Origin of the sequence: Brevundimonas naejangsanensis (genome assembly GCF_003627995.1) — a bacterium.
In the GTDB taxonomy this organism is placed as follows: domain Bacteria; phylum Pseudomonadota; class Alphaproteobacteria; order Caulobacterales; family Caulobacteraceae; genus Brevundimonas; species Brevundimonas naejangsanensis_B.
The window spans coordinates 535,213-551,932 of record NZ_CP032707.1 but is presented as its reverse complement, the minus strand read 5'-3'; the positions used below and the strand labels follow the sequence as shown (position 1 = coordinate 551,932).

19 protein-coding genes are annotated in these 16,720 nt (G+C 70.3%); 14 read left to right on the top strand and 5 right to left on the bottom strand.

Annotation, left to right across the window (positions count from 1 at the left end):
• Positions 1-185 precede the first annotated feature (185 nt).
• Positions 186-1,010 (top strand): dihydropteroate synthase, encoded by an 825-nt coding sequence (gene folP / locus D8I30_RS02595; RefSeq protein WP_121481352.1) that lies wholly within the window; start codon positions 186-188, stop codon positions 1,008-1,010.
• Here the strand turns inward: folP and D8I30_RS02590 are convergent.
• Entirely contained in the window at positions 983-1,387 is a 405-nt protein-coding gene (locus D8I30_RS02590; protein ID WP_240387296.1) for a VOC family protein, read from the bottom strand. The two genes, folP and D8I30_RS02590, sit on opposite strands and share 28 nt — an antisense overlap.
• Positions 1,388-1,631: 244 nt before the next feature.
• On the opposite strand from D8I30_RS02590, the gene D8I30_RS02585 reads away from it, so the two are divergent.
• The 3 genes from D8I30_RS02585 to D8I30_RS02575 all read left to right on the top strand — a co-directional run bounded on the left by D8I30_RS02585 (position 1,632) and on the right by D8I30_RS02575 (position 3,548).
• Positions 1,632-1,973 (top strand): DMT family transporter, encoded by a 342-nt coding sequence (locus tag D8I30_RS02585; protein ID WP_121481351.1) that lies wholly within the window; start codon positions 1,632-1,634, stop codon positions 1,971-1,973.
• Positions 1,973-2,824: a bifunctional hydroxymethylpyrimidine kinase/phosphomethylpyrimidine kinase gene (gene thiD / locus D8I30_RS02580; protein ID WP_240387295.1), complete on the top strand. Its 852-nt coding sequence runs from the start codon at positions 1,973-1,975 to the stop codon at positions 2,822-2,824. The genes D8I30_RS02585 and thiD overlap by 1 nt, the downstream gene beginning before the upstream one ends.
• A gap of 151 nt (positions 2,825-2,975) precedes the next feature.
• Positions 2,976-3,548, top strand: coding sequence for a nucleotidyltransferase family protein (locus tag D8I30_RS02575; protein ID WP_121481350.1), 573 nt, complete (start codon positions 2,976-2,978; stop codon positions 3,546-3,548).
• A gap of 170 nt (positions 3,549-3,718) precedes the next feature.
• Here the strand turns inward: D8I30_RS02575 and D8I30_RS02570 are convergent, their stop codons facing one another.
• Positions 3,719-4,093, bottom strand: a complete 375-nt coding sequence (locus D8I30_RS02570; RefSeq protein ID WP_121481349.1) for a hypothetical protein — start codon at positions 4,091-4,093, stop codon at positions 3,719-3,721.
• Positions 4,094-4,338: 245 nt separating this feature from the next.
• Here D8I30_RS02570 and D8I30_RS02565 point away from each other — a divergent pair, with 245 nt between their 5' ends.
• From D8I30_RS02565 to D8I30_RS02555, 3 genes are read left to right on the top strand one after another with little or no spacing between them, the layout of a single operon-like run.
• Positions 4,339-4,677: a hypothetical protein gene (locus D8I30_RS02565; RefSeq protein ID WP_121481348.1), complete on the top strand. Its 339-nt coding sequence runs from the start codon at positions 4,339-4,341 to the stop codon at positions 4,675-4,677.
• Entirely contained in the window at positions 4,678-5,358 is a 681-nt protein-coding gene (locus D8I30_RS02560; RefSeq protein WP_121481347.1) for a response regulator transcription factor, read from the top strand.
• A 22-nt stretch (positions 5,359-5,380) separates the two neighbouring features.
• On the top strand, positions 5,381-6,829 hold the full coding sequence (locus tag D8I30_RS02555; protein ID WP_121481346.1) for a sensor histidine kinase: 1,449 nt from the start codon (positions 5,381-5,383) through the stop codon (positions 6,827-6,829).
• 59 nt (positions 6,830-6,888) lie between these two features.
• Here D8I30_RS02555 and D8I30_RS02550 read toward each other — a convergent pair whose 3' ends face one another.
• The 3 genes from D8I30_RS02550 to D8I30_RS02545 form a co-directional block, all read right to left on the bottom strand.
• Positions 6,889-7,179, bottom strand: coding sequence for a hypothetical protein (locus tag D8I30_RS02550; protein WP_121481345.1), 291 nt, complete (start codon positions 7,177-7,179; stop codon positions 6,889-6,891).
• 142 nt (positions 7,180-7,321) lie between these two features.
• Positions 7,322-7,783 (bottom strand): hypothetical protein, encoded by a 462-nt coding sequence (locus tag D8I30_RS14305; protein WP_162938785.1) that lies wholly within the window; start codon positions 7,781-7,783, stop codon positions 7,322-7,324.
• 90 nt (positions 7,784-7,873) lie between these two features.
• Positions 7,874-8,779: a hypothetical protein gene (locus D8I30_RS02545; protein ID WP_121481344.1), complete on the bottom strand. Its 906-nt coding sequence runs from the start codon at positions 8,777-8,779 to the stop codon at positions 7,874-7,876.
• 219 nt (positions 8,780-8,998) lie between these two features.
• Here D8I30_RS02545 and D8I30_RS02540 point away from each other — a divergent pair, with 219 nt between their 5' ends.
• The 7 genes from D8I30_RS02540 to D8I30_RS02510 all read left to right on the top strand — a co-directional run bounded on the left by D8I30_RS02540 (position 8,999) and on the right by D8I30_RS02510 (position 16,717).
• Positions 8,999-10,348: a hypothetical protein gene (locus tag D8I30_RS02540; protein ID WP_121481343.1), complete on the top strand. Its 1,350-nt coding sequence runs from the start codon at positions 8,999-9,001 to the stop codon at positions 10,346-10,348.
• Between the two features lie 18 nt (positions 10,349-10,366).
• Positions 10,367-11,185: a c-type cytochrome biogenesis protein CcmI gene (gene ccmI / locus D8I30_RS02535; RefSeq protein WP_121481342.1), complete on the top strand. Its 819-nt coding sequence runs from the start codon at positions 10,367-10,369 to the stop codon at positions 11,183-11,185.
• A gap of 72 nt (positions 11,186-11,257) precedes the next feature.
• Positions 11,258-11,749, top strand: coding sequence for a cytochrome c maturation protein CcmE (gene ccmE, locus D8I30_RS02530; RefSeq protein WP_121481341.1), 492 nt, complete (start codon positions 11,258-11,260; stop codon positions 11,747-11,749).
• A 3-nt stretch (positions 11,750-11,752) separates the two neighbouring features.
• Positions 11,753-13,753, top strand: coding sequence for a heme lyase CcmF/NrfE family subunit (locus tag D8I30_RS02525; RefSeq protein WP_121481340.1), 2,001 nt, complete (start codon positions 11,753-11,755; stop codon positions 13,751-13,753).
• Positions 13,750-14,256 (top strand): cytochrome c-type biogenesis protein, encoded by a 507-nt coding sequence (locus D8I30_RS02520; RefSeq protein ID WP_121481339.1) that lies wholly within the window; start codon positions 13,750-13,752, stop codon positions 14,254-14,256. The genes D8I30_RS02525 and D8I30_RS02520 overlap by 4 nt, the downstream gene beginning before the upstream one ends.
• Positions 14,257-14,428: 172 nt before the next feature.
• Positions 14,429-15,979, top strand: a complete 1,551-nt coding sequence (locus D8I30_RS02515; RefSeq protein WP_121481338.1) for a Do family serine endopeptidase — start codon at positions 14,429-14,431, stop codon at positions 15,977-15,979.
• A gap of 66 nt (positions 15,980-16,045) precedes the next feature.
• The gene (locus D8I30_RS02510) at positions 16,046-16,717 is read left to right on the top strand and encodes a response regulator transcription factor (protein ID WP_121481337.1); all 672 of its coding nucleotides are present in this window, start codon (positions 16,046-16,048) and stop codon (positions 16,715-16,717) included.
• The last annotated feature ends 3 nt before the right edge of the window (positions 16,718-16,720 follow it).

Sequence of the window (16,720 nt, the reverse complement as noted above, 5' to 3'; positions counted from 1 at the left end):
CGACTGGGTCCCGTAGCAGGCGCCCGGCGCAGGGCGCACGGCGGACCGCTACGGGTTAAAGGCCTTCGACGCGGCGTCCCGCGTGGGTGAGGCGTCGAGCCTGGCTGACGAAGCGTTCCATTGCCTTTAGAGGCTGGACCCGGGCGCGATGAAAGTCAAACCGGAGCCCCTGGAGTTCGCCTCGCATGAACCATCAATCCCTCGTGAAGCCGCCACTGGTCATGGGCATCGTCAACGTCACCCCGGACAGCTTTTCCGACGGCGGCCGACACGCCACGACCGAGCTGGCCCTGGCCCACGCCCTGCGGCTGATCGATCAGGGCGCGGACGTTCTGGACATCGGCGGCGAGAGCACCCGGCCGGGCTCGGACCCCGTCGGCGAGGCCGAGGAGATCGCCCGCGTGGTCCCGGTGATCGCCGCGCTTCGCCCCCGCTGGGACGGCCGGATCAGCATAGACACCATGAAGCCGGGCGTGGCCCGCGCCGCCGTCGCCGCCGGGGCGACCATGTGGAACGACGTCTCGGCCCTGGGTCATGCGCCGGACAGCCTGGCGACCGTCGCCGACCTGGGCTGCGAGGTGGTGCTGATGCATATGAAGGGCGCGCCCAAGACCATGCAGGACGCCCCCCGTTACGACGACGTGACGGGCGAGGTCGTCGCCCATCTGGCGGCGCGGGCCGAGGCGGCCATGGCGGCGGGCGTCGCGCGCGGCAGGATCTGGCTGGACCCCGGCATCGGCTTCGCCAAGACCACGGCGCACAATCTGGAGCTGACGGCGCGGCTGGACGCCCTGGTCGCCCTGGGCTTTCCGGTGCTCTACGCCGCCAGCCGCAAGCGCCTCATCGAGGGGGTGGACGAAACGGCGGTGCAGGCGACCGATCGCCTCGGCGGCTCCCTGGCCCTGGCGCTGGAAGGCGCGCGACGCGGCGCGCGCATGGTGCGGGTCCATGACGTGCGCGAGACGGTCCAGGCGCTGAAGGTTCAGGCGGCGGTGGCCGGGTTTGAATAGAGCATGATCAGATTGCCGCAGGTGTCGTCCAGAACCGCGGCGCGGATCGGTCCCATCGGCGCGGGCGGCTGGGTGAAGACGACGCCCTGATCGCTCAGGCGGTGATGCTCGACGTCGACGTCGTCGACATGGAAGGCTATGGCCGGAATGCCTTGCTGGCGCATCCAGGCCTGGAAGGTGGCGACCTCCGCCCTCTGTCCGCCTGGCTCCAGCGACAGCTCGACGCCATCGGGATCGGCCGGCGAGACCACGGTCAGATAGCGCATCGGCCCCATGGGCACGCTGTGTTTCACGACGAAGCCCAGCATGTCGACATAGAAGCGTTCGGCCTTGTCCTGATCGTCGACCGACAGGCTGGTCAGGGCGATGCGGATCATGAGGCGGGTCTCCGAACATCCCCGCGACTGTTTAGGGACTGCTCCAGGTTGTCGAGGATCATGGTCCAGCGGCGGCCGGGCGGCGTACAAGCATGCCGGCCGAAGCGACGGGGGCGGTCATTGGCCAGCCATGGCGGATGTCTCCGGATGAACGGGTTCAGGATAGGCGCCGTTCGCCGTCGAGACCAACGTCGCGACCCTGAAACCGGTTGCCCCTGCGCCGTCCTTGCGTCATCCAACCGCCATGTCCTGGCTTCTGTCTTTCAATCCGTGGGTGGTGCTCGTCGTGGCGGGCCTGTTCGAGGTCATGTGGGCCTCGGGCGTCAAATATGTCGGCGTGCAGCGGCCGTTGATCTCGCTGGGCGTGGCTCTGGCCCTGGCCGCCAGCATGGTCGGTCTCTGGGCGGCGACGCAGAAGCTGCCGGTGGGCACCGCCTATGCCGTGTGGACCGGCATCGGCGCCGTGGGCGCGGCTGTAGTCGGGATCGTCGTCTATGGCGAGCCGGCGACCGCGGTGCGGGCGGTCTGCATCCTGCTGATCGTCGCGGGCATCGTCGGGCTGAAACTGTTTTCGGGAGCGCACTGATGGGCGAGCACGACCTCCCTCAAGCCGTCTCCGGCCGCGCCGGAGACGATAGGGACCAAAAAAGAGGCCGCGTCCTCATCCTGGCGGGCTCGGACTCCGGCGGCGGGGCGGGCATCCAGGCCGACATCAAGGCGGTGACCATGCTGGGCGGGTTCGCCGCCACGGCGATAACCGCGATCACCATTCAGAACACTCTGGGCGTCCAAGGCGTCCATCCCCTGCCGCTCGAGGTCATCGAGGCCCAGGCCAAGGCCGTGCTGGACGACATCGGCGCCGACGCCCTGAAGACCGGCATGCTCGGCTCGGTCGAGGTGGTCGAGACGGTCGCCGGCCTGATCGACTATGCGGCCGGCGTCCCGGCCGTGGTCGACCCCGTCATGATCGCCAAGGGCGGCTCGCCCCTGCTGGAGGATCGCGCGGTCGAGGCCGTGCGGCGGCTGATGGTCCCGCGCGCGGCCCTGCTGACGCCCAACGCGCCCGAGGCCGAGGCTCTGACCGGGCTGACGGTCGCCGATCTGGAGGGCCAGCGCCGCGCCGGCGAGGCCCTGTTGCGGATGGGCGCGCGCGCCGTCCTGATGAAGGGCGGCCATGTGCCCGGCGAGACGGTGGTCGACCTGCTGCTGACCGCCGAGGGCGAGACGGTGCTGGAGAGCGAACGGCTCGACACCCGCCATACCCACGGCACCGGCTGCACCCTGGCCAGCGCCTGCGCCGCCGGGATCGCCAAGGGCCTGCCCCTGCCGGTCGCCGTGGCCGAGGCCTGGGCCTATGTCGCCGAAGCCATCCGCCGCGCGCCCGGCCTGGGCCAGGGGCACGGTCCGCTGGATCACGCCTGGCCGATCCGCAACTGAGTACGTCATCCCGGAAGCCCGCAGGGCTATCCGGGACCGCCGAAGGAGCAGGCCCTGGCGTCCTGGGCGGCCCCGGGTTCTTCGCCTCGCTACGGCCGGGATGACGCAGATTTTGGTTTTCGGACGTTCGGAATCGCCTTCAGACGACCCCATGACGCTTGAGACTCGCCTGATCGACATCGTCCGTGCGGACGCGGACCTGATGCACGTCCTGACCGTGATGCGGGACCTGGACCTGCCGGACTGGCGGCTGTTCTCGGGGGCGGTCTATCAGGGCGTGTGGAACGAGCGGACCGGGCGGCCGACGGGGTACGGAGTCAAGGACTACGACATCGGCTATTTCGACTCGGACGTCTCCTGGGACGCCGAGGACGTCATCATCAAGCGCGGCGCCGCCGCCTTCGATCCGCCGTTCCGTGACCTGGTCGAGGTGCGCAACCAGGCGCGGGTGCATCTGTGGTTCGAGCAGAAGTTCGGAGAGCCCTATGAGGCTCTGACCTGCACCGACGACGCCCCGGCCCAGTTCGTGGCCCCGGCCTTCGCCGTGGCTGTGCGGCTGGAGGGGGACGACACGATCAGCGTGGCCGCGCCCTATGGCCTGCAGGACGTGTTCGACATGGTGATCCGCCCCAACCCCACGCGCGGCCTGGCCAAGGGCTGGGACAGGGTGATCGCCGGCGTCCGCGCCCGCTGGCCCGAGATCACGGTGATCGGGCCAGAGTGACGTTTTTGGAGAGCCGGGACCGCCCCAAACGCCGCGCGTCCTGCGGTCCCGGGATAGCCCTCCGGGCTTGCGGCATGACGTTCTAGGCGAGGAAAAGGGCGCGACCCTTTCCGGATCGCGCCCTTGGCGGGCCCTGTCAGGGGAGGGGCGAGGCCCCGCCTGTTCAGGCCTTAGTGGCGACGGCCGTTATGGTCGTTGCTCTCGTAGCGGACCTTGGCCGACAGGCGGTCGTAGCGACGGTCCAGGTCCTGGCGCTCCCAGCGGGTCAGGCCGCCGCGCATATAGTCGCGCTCCAGACGCACCAGGCTGTTCAGCTCGTCCCGCAGACGGGCGGCCTCGCGGCGGCTCAGGCGGCGGGTCTCGACGCCGCGGTCGATGCGGCGATCCAGGTTGTACTTGCGCTGGGTGATGGACTGCCAACCGCGATAGTCCTGTTCATAGCCGTGACCACGCGAGGGACCGTGGCGGTCGTAGGACTGGGCAGCGGCGGGCAGGGCGGCCGAGACGACGGCGACGGCCAGGGCGGGGATCAGCAGCTTTTTCATGGTCTTGGTCCTTTCGCATCGGCGCAACCGGATCGGCTGCGTTGAGGCCAAGAGACCACCCGGCGGCTGAGCCGCATCTGAACGGGGCGTTTCAGATAGGGTTCATCAGCATGACATCGTCGTCATGCGCCGTCGTTCGCCCGCGCGCGACGGAGTTTGCGATCATCGCCGTTCCTCTTTAGGCTGAACGCCGATAGACTGCGCGTTCAGCCGCTGTTCAGAGGCCCTGGTCTAGACCCCGATCCATGATGCGTATTCGAGCCCTTCTTCTGGCCGGCCTGATCGCCCTCGTCCCGCTGACGGACGCGGCGGCTCAGTCGCGCGGCCGCGACCGGGGTCGCGACGAGGATCGCCGGGAGCAACCCAGAGGCTATCCGGGCATGGGGCTGCGCGATGCGCCCCGGCCGGGGCCGCGAGTCGATCCTGGCGACATCGCCCGCCGCGTCCAGTCGGGTCGTCCCGGCCGCATGCTGGGCGTGCGCGAACGCGACGGCGACTATGTGGTGCGCTGGGAATATCCGGGCGGCCGTGTCTCGGACATCCAGGTTGACGGCCGTTCGGGCCGGGTTCGCGGGGACGACTGAATGCGGGTTCTGCTTGTCGAGGACGACGTCGATCTGTCGCGCCAGCTGAAGACCGCCCTGACCGACGCCGGCTACGCTGTCGACCACGCGCCCGACGGCGAGGAGGCCTGGTTCCTGGGCGACACCGAACCCTATGACGTGGTGGTGCTGGACCTGGGGCTTCCCAAGATCGACGGCGTCTCGGTGCTGGAGCGCTGGCGCCGCGAGGGCAAGGCCACGCCCGTGCTGATCCTGACGGCGCGTGGCGCCTGGTCGGACAAGGTGGCGGGCTTCGACGCCGGGGCCGACGACTATCTGACCAAGCCCTTCCACACGGAAGAATTGCTGGCCCGCCTGCGCGCCCTGCTGCGCCGCTCGGCCGGCCATGCGGCGGCGACCCTGGCCTGCGGCGGCCTGCGGCTGGACCCGCGCGCGGCGCGCGCGACGGTCAACGGCGAACCGCTGCGCCTGACCAGCCTGGAATACCGGCTGCTGCACTATCTGATGATGCACCAGGGCCGGGTCATCAGCCGCACCGAACTGGTCGAACACCTTTACGATCAGGACTTCGACCGCGACTCCAACACCATCGAGGTCTTCGTCGGCCGCCTGAGAAAGAAGATCGGCGCCGACCGTATCGAGACCGTGCGCGGCCTGGGCTATCGCCTGTCGCCGCTGGCCGGCGAGAGCGACGCGGCCTGAGACCGGCCGGGAGAGCGCGGGCATGAGCGACGCCGGGGCGATCGAGCCGCCCGCCAAGCCGCAGAAGAACGAATGGGGCCGCTGGTTCGGCCGCCCTGGCAAGTCGCTGACTCGGCGGCTGATCTGGCTGGCCTCGGCCTGGATCCTGGTGGCCCTTCTGGTGACCGGGGTGGTGCTGACCTCGGTGTTCCAGGAATCGGCCCTGCGCCGCCTCGGCAACACCCTGAGCGAGACCATCGACGAGGCGGTGGTCGCCGCGACCATCACCCATGAGGGCGAGGTCCTCATCGGCGAGATCCGCGACGCGCGCACAGAGCGGCTGCTGTCCGGCAAATACTGGATGGTGGCCGAACCGACGTCGGACGGGCGGCTGCGGGTCGTGGCGCGCTCGGCCTCCCTGGGGCGGGCTGACCTGGACTACGCCCCCGACCTGGCCGCCAGGCTGAAGGCGGCGTTCGGCCAGACCATCAGCTACAACGCCGCCGACGGCCCCAAGGGCGAGCCCCTGCGCATCGCCGCCAGCATGAAGTCCTTGCCGAACCGGGCCGCGCCGGTGGTCTTCTTCGCCGGGGTGGACCGGTCCGACGTGGACGCCGACGCGCGCCAGTTCGCCACCGTGACCTGGGTCGCCATGCTGCTGCTCGGCGCGGGCCTGGTGTCGGCGGTCTTCATCCAGGTCCAGGTGGGCCTGCGTCCCCTCTACGATCTGCGCGACGAGATTTCCGACGTGCGCAAGGGGCGCTCGCACCGGATAGAGGGCGTCTATCCGGTCGAGATCCAGCCCCTGGCCCAACAGGTCAACCGCCTGCTGGCCCACAATCAGGAGACGGTGGAGCGCCAGCGCACCCACGTCGGCAACCTGGCCCATGCCCTGAAGACGCCGCTGGCGGTGATGTTGGCCGAGGCGGGGACGCGCGAAGGCTTCCTGCCGGACCTGATCCGGCGCCAGGCCAAGGTGATGCAGGACCAGGTCGACCACCACCTGCGCCGCGCCCGCGCCGCCGCCCGCGCCGCCCACGGCCTGGGCGAACGCACCCCGGTGGGCGAGGTTCTGGACGAGATGGCCGTCATGCTGGAGCGGGTGTTCGAGGCCAAGGGCGTCGAGATCGACTGGCGCGCGCCCGACGACCTGGCCTTCCTGGGCGAGCGCCAGGACCTGCAGGAGATCTTCGGCAACCTGATCGAGAACGCGGCCAAGTGGTGCAAGCGCCGGGTGCGCATCTCGGCCGGTCCGTCCACGACGGGTCAGATGATCGCCGTGGTCGAGGACGACGGCCCCGGCCTGCCCGCCGACCAGCGCGACACGGCCCTGAAGCGCGGCACCCGCATGGACGAGGACACCCCCGGCACCGGCCTGGGCCTGTCGATCGTCGACGAACTGACCCGCGCCTACGGCGGCCGCGTCACCCTGGGCGACAGCGACATGGGCGGTCTGAAGGTGGTGCTGGAGTTGCCCGCGGCGGAGGGGTGAGGGCGGAGGTCGGTCGGAAGCGGATGTCGCGTTCGTCCGCCAAGGGTGGAAAGCGGACGCTAGGCATCGCTCCAACGCAAGCATTCAGCGTCGACGACTTCTCCGCCCATATGCTCTATGAATGCGGCCCTAAGCGCGTCCTTATGCCTTTGCCACTTCTCTGGTTCCGAGTTTGGGTTCTGATCGTCCGCTAGGAACACCCACTCCACGAACTGATCCGCTGTTACAGGCCCAAACGACGGGATGAAGTCGTCCACGTGGAGCGGCTTGTCGTCCTTCACGCATCCGCAGAATCCCCACGTTACGCAGACCACGTCCAACAGCGCATCGTAACCGGTCTTGGTCGTCATCACCGAACCTTGGTCCTTAAATCGCCGGACTGCAATATCCGCAATGGGTCGATTTCGGTCCTGGGCGTCGGGCCGAAAGCGGACGTTGGCCGCCAGGCCGGAAAGCGGCCCGCTTGGACTTCCGCTAGGGGTGGAAAGCGGCCTAACGACCAGTGACGTCGATTGCGATCATGGTCGGTTCGCGTGCGTCGTTCGTCCAGACCGACAGGTTGGTCAAGTGAGCGGGAACGGCGACTTCGATCAACGTGTTCAACTCTGCGTCGCTGACCACCAGTCGCCGGGCTGGAGTGGCGATTTCGCCGCTGAAGGCCAGCGCGAGGTTGGAGTGATCAACATTCGATCCGACAATCACGCGCGTGTGCCCATCGACCTCAGAGAGGGTTCCGATACAGACGCAACGCTCATCTGCCCAAAGCCGGGCTGGACCGTCCCCAAACGGGGGAGCATCGACTTCCACGCTACCCCCAACCAATATGAACGAGCCGGGCGCGCGGACTAAAACCTCTTGGTGTCCCACGGTCGAAAGCCTCTCGCGCATTCCCAGACGCCGAACCCTGCCCGTCGTGCTGAATGTCCGCAATGGGGCGATTTCAGTCTTGGGCATGGGCGCCGATAACGGACCTTGGCCAAGGCTGGAGAGCCGTCGACGTCGGCTAGGGGGCAGGACACCACGGCGAGCTCCGCCAGGGTAGGCTTAGCGCAGGATAGGGGCTCCAAAGCTGGCCTTGAGGGCGTCCCACTGATTTGCCAAATGGCTGCTGCCGAACACCGTCAATACCCGCTCCCGCTCATTGGTAAGCTTCAGCATCAATTCGAACAGGTGGCGATCACGCAGCAGGTTCGATTGCCCGCCGATGCGCTCGGAGATGCTATCGCCGTCCGGGCCGCCGCGCGTCGCCCACTCCGGATCGGCCTCAATCGGCTTTCCGAAGCGAGCTAGGTACCAAGCTTGGAAACTGGCGAGATCGGTCGGCGGAGGATTGGCGAAGGCCTGTTCAATGTCGGCAGCCCAGCGCGCGTAGGACACTTCGAAATCAGGGCCCGTCGGCGCCAGAAACGCGCCGCTCCGCCAGTCCTGATTCAGCGGACCAAACATCAGCGCAGCGAAGACGTCGGCCGAGGCGGAGCCCATGGCTAACAACCGATCGACCAATTCCGAGTCTGTGGGCTCGCCGCCCCAAAAGGGAACCTGGCGTCCGGCCGCCAGGGTGACGGCGTGGAAGGCTTCGCCCCGCTCATAGGAGTTCCGCTGCTCCCAGGGCTTGTCCAGCGACTTGAGCAAGAAGGAGGGGCTCGGCCCCCATAGCGTCGCGAAGCCCTCGACAATCACCGCCCGAGGCTGGAGCGTGTCGAAGGCCTTCTCTATGGCCGCAAAGCTCGCACTCTGGGGGTTGGTCGTGTGCTCGATCCCCACAAAGGTCAGGCGCTTGAAGCGCCGCTGGTAGGCTGCGGTCAGCGGCGGATCATGCGGGAGCAGGGTAGTTTGGCGCTCATTCGAGAAGGGCTGCACAAGGCCAGCGTCGCCGACCAGTGGCGTGGTTGAACAGCCCGCGACCATCAACGGCAAACCGATTGCTACCAGGCGCCGTTCTAGATCCAAGAAGCCCTCCCCTTCTCCTTGCGCAGCACATCTAGACCCGTCCCGTCGCCTACTGCAAAGGTCGACAAGTTGCCGCAAGCGCCGGAGGGCGGGGCGCCGCCTTCGCTGTGTGCCTTGGAGTGACGGCGAGGGTAGAGCTCGTCGCCCAAAGCTCCTGTTAACCCGAAGGGCGCACCCTCGGCCCCGTGGCCGGGATTCGGTTCGGTCGGAGGAGCGTGAATGGCGGACCTGTCGGTCGCGCAGAGGGCCGCCCTGGCCCGGCTGATCGAACGGTGCCCCGACCGGATCCTGTCGCAGCTGTCGGGGCTGGCGGGGACGATGGCGGGCGACCGGGCGGCGGCTCTGCGCGACATGATCGCGGTCGAGGCGCTGGATCGGCGGCGCCGCTCCATTGCGTTCGCCCCGCTTCTGCCTCTGTTTCGGCCGCGCGCCGACGGCCTGCCGGGACTGGGTTTTCCGCCGGCCGTGCTGGGTCGGCTGTGGCGCGCGGCCACCCGCAGCGAGCCTGAACTTCTGCCCCAGCTGGACCGCGACGACGATCTGTCGCGCATGGTCGCCGACCGCCTGTGCCTCAGCGCCGCGGTCGCCCTGCGCGACCGGCCCGAGGAGGTCTGGGCCGACGCCGACCCGTCCCAGGCGAACGACCTGGCCGCCTGTCTCGACCTGGCGGCCGTGGCGCGGCGGGCCCTGCCGCATCTGCCCGACTGGGTCGGCCGCTCAACCCCCGAAGCCGCCGCCGAGCTGAAGCTGGCTCTGCGCCAGGCGGCCGCCATCGCCCCGGACGGGGCCGCTCGCCTGCTTGAGGTCGTCTTCGCCCATCTGGCGGATGCGCGGCTGATCCTGCGCGTGGCCGGCTTGGCCGCGCCGGGCTCGGGCCGCGACCTGAGCCCCGAGACCGCCCTGGGCGAAAGCGAGCTGCGCGTCTTCGTCGATCGCGTCCTGTTCGCCCTGGCGCGGCGCGCGTCGGACGCGGCCGCCTTCGACCCGACGGCGGCCGATGCTGACCTGGACGCCTTCAAGGCCGACCTGGACTGGTGCGCCGAGACCCTGGCCGAGATCGACATGGTCCTGCCGCTCAAGCCGGACAGCGCCTGGGGCAAGGCGGTGCGGCAGGCGCGGCTCAAGGTCGCGGTCGGCCTGTCCGAACGCTTCAGCGCCGCCGAAAGGGCGGTCGATGCGGTGTTGCCGGTCGAGCGCGCCGCCCTGGTCGGACGGATGACGCGGCCGACGCCCCGGCTGGACGGCGCGGTCGAGGCGGTCGCCGCCGCGCGCGCCCGCGTCCTGTCGGCTCTGGTCGGAATCGTGCGCGGGCCGGCGGCCGTGTTCGGCTGCGAGGCCGAGCGCCGCCAGACGGCCGAGGCTCTGACCGGCCGCCTGGCCGCCTGGGCCGACGAGGCCATGGAGCGGCTCAACGACGACCAGATGGCCGACGGGCCTGGGGCGCGCAAGCGCATCGCCCTGACTGCCGAACTGCTGGGCCTGATCGGGGCGCGCGAGGCCTCGCGCACGGTCCGACGCCGCCTGATGGCCGCGGGTGCGGCGTCGCGCGTCTCGCCTCCCGCCGCCTGATCCGCTACAGCGGCGGGCATGACGATCTTCTGGATCATGACGGCCATGGCGACCGCCCTGGCGGGGCTGGTGGTGCTGTCCGGCGCCCGGCGCGGCGCGGAGGCCGAGGGCGCCGTCGACCGCGAGGCGGGCGCGCGCGAACTGGCCGAGCTGGACCGGCTGAAGGCGCGCGGCCTGCTGGACGAGGCGGGATGGACCGCCGCCCGGGCCGAGGCCGGGCGTCGCCTGCTGGCCGCCCGCCGCGCCGACCGTCGCCCGGTCGCGCGTCCGGCTGACCGCTATTGGGTTCTGGGCGGCCTGGGGCTGACGGCGGCGGCGACGCTGGGCCTCTATGTCGCCCTCTGTGCGCCGGGCCTGAAGGATCAGGCCTATGAGACGCGCGTGCGCGAATGGGCCGCGACGCCCGAGGCGCTGGAGCCCGCGCAGGTCGCGGCCGTGCTGGGGCAGGTGGTCAAGGACCGGCCCGACGACCGGCTGGCCCTGACCATGCTGGGCGCCGCCCGGTTCGAGGCGGGCGATCCTATCGGCGCGGCCTCGGCCTTCCGCCGCGCCCTGGCTCTCCAGCCCGACGACGCCCAGAGCTGGGCGCGGCTGGGCGAAAGCCTGGTGCGGGCCAACGGCGGGGCGGTCGACGGCGACGCCGAGGCGGCCTTCCGCCAGGCGGTCAAGCTGGACCCCGATCAACTGGGCGCGCGCTTCTACCTGGGCGACGCCGCCCTGGCGCGGGGCGACCGGACCGAGGCCGAGGCCATGTGGGCGCCGCTGATCGCCGTCCTGGACCCGGCCGACCCGCGGCGCGCCGACCTGCAGCGCCGCCTGGCCGAGGCCGCGCGATGACCCTTTGGCCGCGCCCGTCCCACCCCTTATATGCGGCGGCCTTCCTCGCCGCCTTCGGACCGATCTACTGACATGAGCTGGTTGCCCAAATCGCCCAAGGCGCGCCGTCGCCTGTGGGTCGTGATCGCCGCGGCGCCGGTGCTGGCCCTGGCCGTGGGCCTGTCGCTGTGGGCGATGAAGGACAACGTCACCTTCTTCTACTCCCCCTCGGAAGTGACGCCGCAGAAGGTTCCCGCCGGCCAGATGATCCGCCTGGGCGGCCTGGTCGAGGCGGGCAGCGTGCACAAGGCCGCCGACGGCTCGGTCGCCTTCGTGGTCACCGACAACGCCGGGACGGCGCGCGTCGTCTATCACGGCGACCTGCCCGACCTGTTCCGCGAGGGGCAGGGCATAGTGGCGCAGGGGGCCTTCCGCCCCGACCGCACCTTCGAGGCCAGCCAGGTGCTGGCCAAGCACGACGAGACCTATATGCCGCGCGAAGTCGCCGACCGGCTGAAGGAAAAGGGCGAGTGGCGGCCCGAGGCGGGCGAAGCCGCGCCCGCCGCCGCGACGCAGGGGGCGTAAGGCGTGATCGTCGAACTGGGCGCCTTCGCCCTGATCCTGGCCCTGTCGCTGTCGGTCCTCAGCCTGGCCCTGACCACGGCGGGACGGCTGCGGCTCAGCCCCGTCCTGGCGGGCGCGGGCGGCGGGGCCCTGCTGGCCTCGGCCGGGGCCATCGTCCTGGCCTTCGGCGCCCTGATCTACGCCTTCGTGGTCTCCGACTTCTCGGTCTCGAACGTGGCCATGAACAGCCACACCGACAAGCCGATGCTCTACAAGGTCGCCGGGGCCTGGGGCAGCCATGAAGGTTCGCTGCTGCTGTGGTGCCTGGTGATGACGGTCTTCGGCGGGGCGCTGGCCCTGGCGCGCGGCTTGCCGTTCGGGCTGAAGACCTCGGCCGTGGCCGTGCAGGCGGCCCTGTCGAGCCTGTTTCTGGCCTTCGCCGCCTTCACCTCCAACCCCTTCTTCCGGCTGGACCCGGCGCCGGTGCAGGGCGCGTCGCTGAACCCCCTGCTGCAGGACCCGGCGCTGGCGGTGCATCCGCCGCTGCTCTACGGCGGCTATGTCGGGTTTTCGGTCTGTTTCTCGCTGGCGGTCGCCGCCCTGATCGAGAAGCGGGTCGATCCGGCCTGGGGGCGCTGGGTGCGGCCCTGGGCCCTGGCGTCCTGGGCCCTGCTGACCGTCGGCATCACGCTCGGCGCCTTCTGGGCCTATTACGAGCTGGGGTGGGGCGGCTGGTGGTTCTGGGATCCGGTCGAGAACGCCTCCTTCATGCCCTGGCTGGCGGGCGCGGCCCTGCTGCACTCGGCCATCGTCACGGAACGGCGCGGGGCGCTGGCGGGCTGGACCGTCTTCCTGGCCATCCTGGCCTTCACCTTCTCCATGCTGGGCGCCTTCCTGGTGCGCTCGGGCGTGCTGACTAGCGTCCACGCCTTCGCCGTCGACCCGCAGCGGGGGATGATGCTGCTGGCCATCCTGGGCGTGGCGGCGGGCGCGGCCTTCATCCTGTTCGCCCTGCGCGCCCCGGCCATCCGCTCGGGCGCGGCGTTCGCGCCGATCAGCCGCGAAGGCGCGCTGGTGCTGAACAACCTGTTCCTGACGGCGGCGGCGGCGACGGTGCTGCTGGGCACCCTCTATCCGCTTATTCTGGAAGGCGTGACGGGGGCGACCATCTCGGTCGGCCCGCCCTATTTCAACGCCGTCTTCAACCCGCTGATGATCGTCGCCTGCCTGATCCTGCCCGCCGGGCCGCTGCTGGCGTGGAAACGCGGCGATCTGAAAGGCGCCTTGCAGCGCCTGTGGCTGGCCGCCGGCCTGGCCGTTCTGGCCGCCTTCGCCGCCTTCTTCCTGTTCGAGCCGAAGAAGGCGCTGGCCGCCGCAGGCCTCGGCGTCGGCGCCTGGCTGATCGGCGGCGCTCTGGCGGAACTCGGCGTGCGAACCAAGGCCTTCCGGGCGCCCGTGGCCGAGACATTGCGCCGGGCCAAGGGCTTGCCGCTGGGCGCCTGGGGCATGGCCCTGGCCCACGCTGGCCTGGGCGTCTTCATCCTGGGCGCCGTGGTCGAGACCAGCTTCAAGGCCGAGACGGCCGCCGCCCTGCCGCTGGGCGGCGAGGTCGCCGCCGGGCCGTGGAAGGCGCGGCTGGACGCGGTCCAGGTCATCGAGGGACCGAACTACCTGGCCGAGCAGGGCCGCCTGACCATCATGCCGGTCGACGGCCGCGCGCCCAAGCGCGTCATCACCGCCGAGCGCCGCTTCTTCCCGGCGGGCGGCCAGACGACGACCGAGGTCGGCCTGGATTTCCGTGGGCTGGACGATGTCTATGCCGTCATGGGCGACCGGGCCGCCACCGATACGGGCGAGCGCGCCTGGATCGTGCGCCTCTACTACAACCCCTGGGCGCGGCTGATCTTCCTGGGACCGGCGCTGATGGCGCTGGGGGGACTGATCTCCCTGCTGGATCGTCGCCTGCGCGTCGGCGCGGGCGCGCGCGCCAAGAAGGCGGGTCAACCCATCGAGACGAAGGCGTGAAGCGCGTCGCCGCCCTTTTCGCCGCCGTGGCGCTGGCGAGCGCCGCCGCGCCCGCCGTCGTGTCCAGCGCTTGGGCCGAGCCGCCGCCCGCGCCCGACCAGGCCCTGGCCGACCCGGCCCAGGAGGCCCGCGCCCGCGCCCTGTTTGGCGACATCCGCTGCGTCGTCTGCCAGCACGAATCCATCGCCGACAGCCCCGCCGGCATCGCCGCCGACCTGCGCCGCCTGGTGCGCGAGCAGATCGCCGCCGGCAGGACCGACGAAGAGATCAAGGCCGACCTGATCCGCCGCTACGGCGACTATGTGCTGTTCCAGCCGCCGGTGCGGATCGGCACCTGGGTCCTGTGGTTCGGCCCCTTTGCGCTGGCGGCGGGGGCGGGCGTGGTGCTGGTCCTGCGCGCGCGGCGGCGCCGGGCGGGGGAGGCTGCGCCCCTGACGGCCGAGGAGGAGCGCGCCTTGGCCGAGCTCACGGAAGGCGACGAGGACGCCTTCTCCAGGTCCTGAAGCCTGTCCGTCCGGACAGCCTTCGCCGCCTTCCTGACGCAGACGCGCCTTACGGCGAACGATCCTGACGAACAATCATCGCGACGGCGTGCATTGGCTTGAGCCCTGACGCCCTATATCCATGGGCGAACGGAGCTTTCCGTATCCGCCAGTAAGGACTGCAAGGACGACGATGCTGAAACGCAAGGAGTTCATTCTGGGGGCCGCCGTCGGCCTGACCTTCGCCGCCGCCGCGACGGCGGGCGGGGTCATCACCTGGCCGGGCGCCACCGCCGCCCCGGCCGCCCAGGTCGGACAGCTGGTTCCCTCGGCCGGGGCCGCGGGCCTGGCCTTCGCCCCGCCGCAAGGCGCGCCGCTCAGCTTCGCCGACATCTTCCAGCAGGTCGCCCCCGCCGTGGTGCAGATCGATGTGAAGACCCGCGTCCAGCGCCCGCGCAACCTGATCCAGATCCCCGGCTTCGGCGCTGTGCCGATTCCCGGCGCGCCGGGGGGCTCGGGCGAGGAGGCTGACACCCAGCTGGCCGCCGGCGCCGGTTCGGGCTTCTTCATCTCGGCCGACGGCTTCATCGTCACCAACAATCACGTGGTCGAGAACGCCGAGGAGATCACGGTCCGCCTGAACGACGAGCGCGAGCTGAAGGCGCGCCTGATCGGTCGCGACCCGTTGACCGACCTGGCCGTCATCAAGGTCGAGGGCGCCGCCTTCCCCTTCGTCTCCTTCGAGGATAAGGCCGAGCCGCGCGTCGGCGACTGGGTCATCGCCGTGGGCAACCCCTTCGGCCTGGGCGGCACGGCGACGGCGGGCATCGTCTCGGCCAAGGCGCGCGCCATCGGCGGCAATGAGAACCCCTACACCGACTTCATCCAGATCGACGCGGCCATCAACCGGGGCAACTCGGGCGGCCCGACCTTCGACATCTACGGCCGGGTCATCGGCGTGAACACGGCGATCGTCTCGCCGACCGGCGGTTCGGTCGGCATCGGCTTCGCCATCCCCGCGGGGATCGCCAAGGAGACGGTCGATCGCCTGATGCGCGGCGAGAAGATCGAGCGCGGCTATCTGGGCGTGGAAATCGGCAATCTGACCGCCGAATACCGCGAGAGCCTGGGCCTGCCCGAGGGCACCAAAGGCGCCTATGTCACCAATGTAACGGCGGGTGCGCCGGGTGACCGGGCAGGTCTTCAGCCGGGCGATGTCGTCGTCTCTCTGAACGGCCGTCCGATTGAGGGCAGCAATGAGCTGACCCGCGCCGTCGGCGCCGCCAAGCCGGGCGATACGCTGCGCCTTGAGCTGCTGCGCGAAGGTCGTCGCCAGACCGTCACCGTCCGCGCGGGCACGCGTCCGTCCAACCTGGGCGCAACCCAGGGCGAGGAGGGCGAGGATTCGACCGCGCCCGGCGCGCCCGAGGCCGTCGCCGGCGAGAAGGTCGAAGGCCTGACCGTGGCCCCGATCAGCGCCGCCCTGCGCAGCCGCTATGACCTGTCGGCCGAGACGCGCGGCGTGGTCATCACCGCCGTCGAGGCCCAGTCGCGCGCCGGCCGTCTTGGCTTCCGGCCGGGCTTCGTTGTGGTCCAGGCCAACGGCCGCCCGGTGTCCTCGGTCAAGGACTTCCGCGATGCGGTCGAGGCGACGCGCGCGGCGGGCCGCCCCGGCGTCCTGCTGCTGGTGAAGACGCCGAACGGCAACGTGCCCATCGTGGTGCCCTTCGCCAAGTCTGAATAAGGCGTAACTGACGGGATCGGCGGCGATGCGCTAACATCGCCGCCGAATCTTTATCTGGAGGGGCCCATGCGTATTCTGGTGGTTGAGGACGATGCTGAAGCCGCGACCGCCATGGTGCGCGGCCTGACCGAAGCCGGGCATGAAGTGACCCACGCCGTCGACGGCGCCTTCGGCCTGCTCGAGTCGCAGAAGGGCGGCTACGACGTCTATGTCGTCGACCGGATGATGCCTCGCCTAGACGGCGTCGGCATGGTCGAGACGGTGCGCAAGGGCGGCGACCAGACGCCGGTCCTGTTCCTGTCGGCCCTGGGCGAGGTCGAGGACCGGGTCACCGGCCTGAAGGCGGGCGCCGACGACTACCTGGTCAAGCCCTACGCCCTGGCCGAACTGGTCGCCCGGGTCGAGGCCCTGTCGCGCCGCCGCGAGACGGGCGGGGTGCAGACGGTGCTCAAGGTCGGCGACCTGGAGATGAACCTGATCGCCCGCACCGTCCACCGCGCGGGCCAGGAGATCGACCTGCAGCCGCGCGAGTTCCAGCTGCTGGAGTTCCTGATGCGCCACGCCGGCCAGTCGGTGACGCGCACCATGCTGCTGGAGAAGGTCTGGGAATACCATTTCGACCCCCAGACCAACGTCATCGACGTCCACATCAGCCGCCTGCGCTCCAAGATCGACAAGGGCTTCGACAAGGCCATGCTGCAGACCGTGCGCGGCGCGGGATACCGGCTGGAGGCGTAGGGG

Coding starts and splice junctions, on each gene's coding strand:
- folP (WP_121481352.1), top strand. CDS start 186: ATGAACCATCAATCCCTCGTGAAGCCGCCACTGGTCATGGGCATCGTC.
- D8I30_RS02590 (WP_240387296.1), bottom strand. CDS start 1,387: ATGATCCGCATCGCCCTGACCAGCCTGTCGGTCGACGATCAGGACAAG.
- D8I30_RS02585 (WP_121481351.1), top strand. CDS start 1,632: ATGTCCTGGCTTCTGTCTTTCAATCCGTGGGTGGTGCTCGTCGTGGCG.
- thiD (WP_240387295.1), top strand. CDS start 1,973: ATGGGCGAGCACGACCTCCCTCAAGCCGTCTCCGGCCGCGCCGGAGAC.
- D8I30_RS02575 (WP_121481350.1), top strand. CDS start 2,976: ATGACGCTTGAGACTCGCCTGATCGACATCGTCCGTGCGGACGCGGAC.
- D8I30_RS02570 (WP_121481349.1), bottom strand. CDS start 4,093: ATGAAAAAGCTGCTGATCCCCGCCCTGGCCGTCGCCGTCGTCTCGGCC.
- D8I30_RS02565 (WP_121481348.1), top strand. CDS start 4,339: ATGATGCGTATTCGAGCCCTTCTTCTGGCCGGCCTGATCGCCCTCGTC.
- D8I30_RS02560 (WP_121481347.1), top strand. CDS start 4,678: ATGCGGGTTCTGCTTGTCGAGGACGACGTCGATCTGTCGCGCCAGCTG.
- D8I30_RS02555 (WP_121481346.1), top strand. CDS start 5,381: ATGAGCGACGCCGGGGCGATCGAGCCGCCCGCCAAGCCGCAGAAGAAC.
- D8I30_RS02550 (WP_121481345.1), bottom strand. CDS start 7,179: ATGACGACCAAGACCGGTTACGATGCGCTGTTGGACGTGGTCTGCGTA.
- D8I30_RS14305 (WP_162938785.1), bottom strand. CDS start 7,783: ATGCCCAAGACTGAAATCGCCCCATTGCGGACATTCAGCACGACGGGC.
- D8I30_RS02540 (WP_121481343.1), top strand. CDS start 8,999: ATGGCGGACCTGTCGGTCGCGCAGAGGGCCGCCCTGGCCCGGCTGATC.
- ccmI (WP_121481342.1), top strand. CDS start 10,367: ATGACGATCTTCTGGATCATGACGGCCATGGCGACCGCCCTGGCGGGG.
- ccmE (WP_121481341.1), top strand. CDS start 11,258: ATGAGCTGGTTGCCCAAATCGCCCAAGGCGCGCCGTCGCCTGTGGGTC.
- D8I30_RS02515 (WP_121481338.1), top strand. CDS start 14,429: ATGCTGAAACGCAAGGAGTTCATTCTGGGGGCCGCCGTCGGCCTGACC.
- D8I30_RS02510 (WP_121481337.1), top strand. CDS start 16,046: ATGCGTATTCTGGTGGTTGAGGACGATGCTGAAGCCGCGACCGCCATG.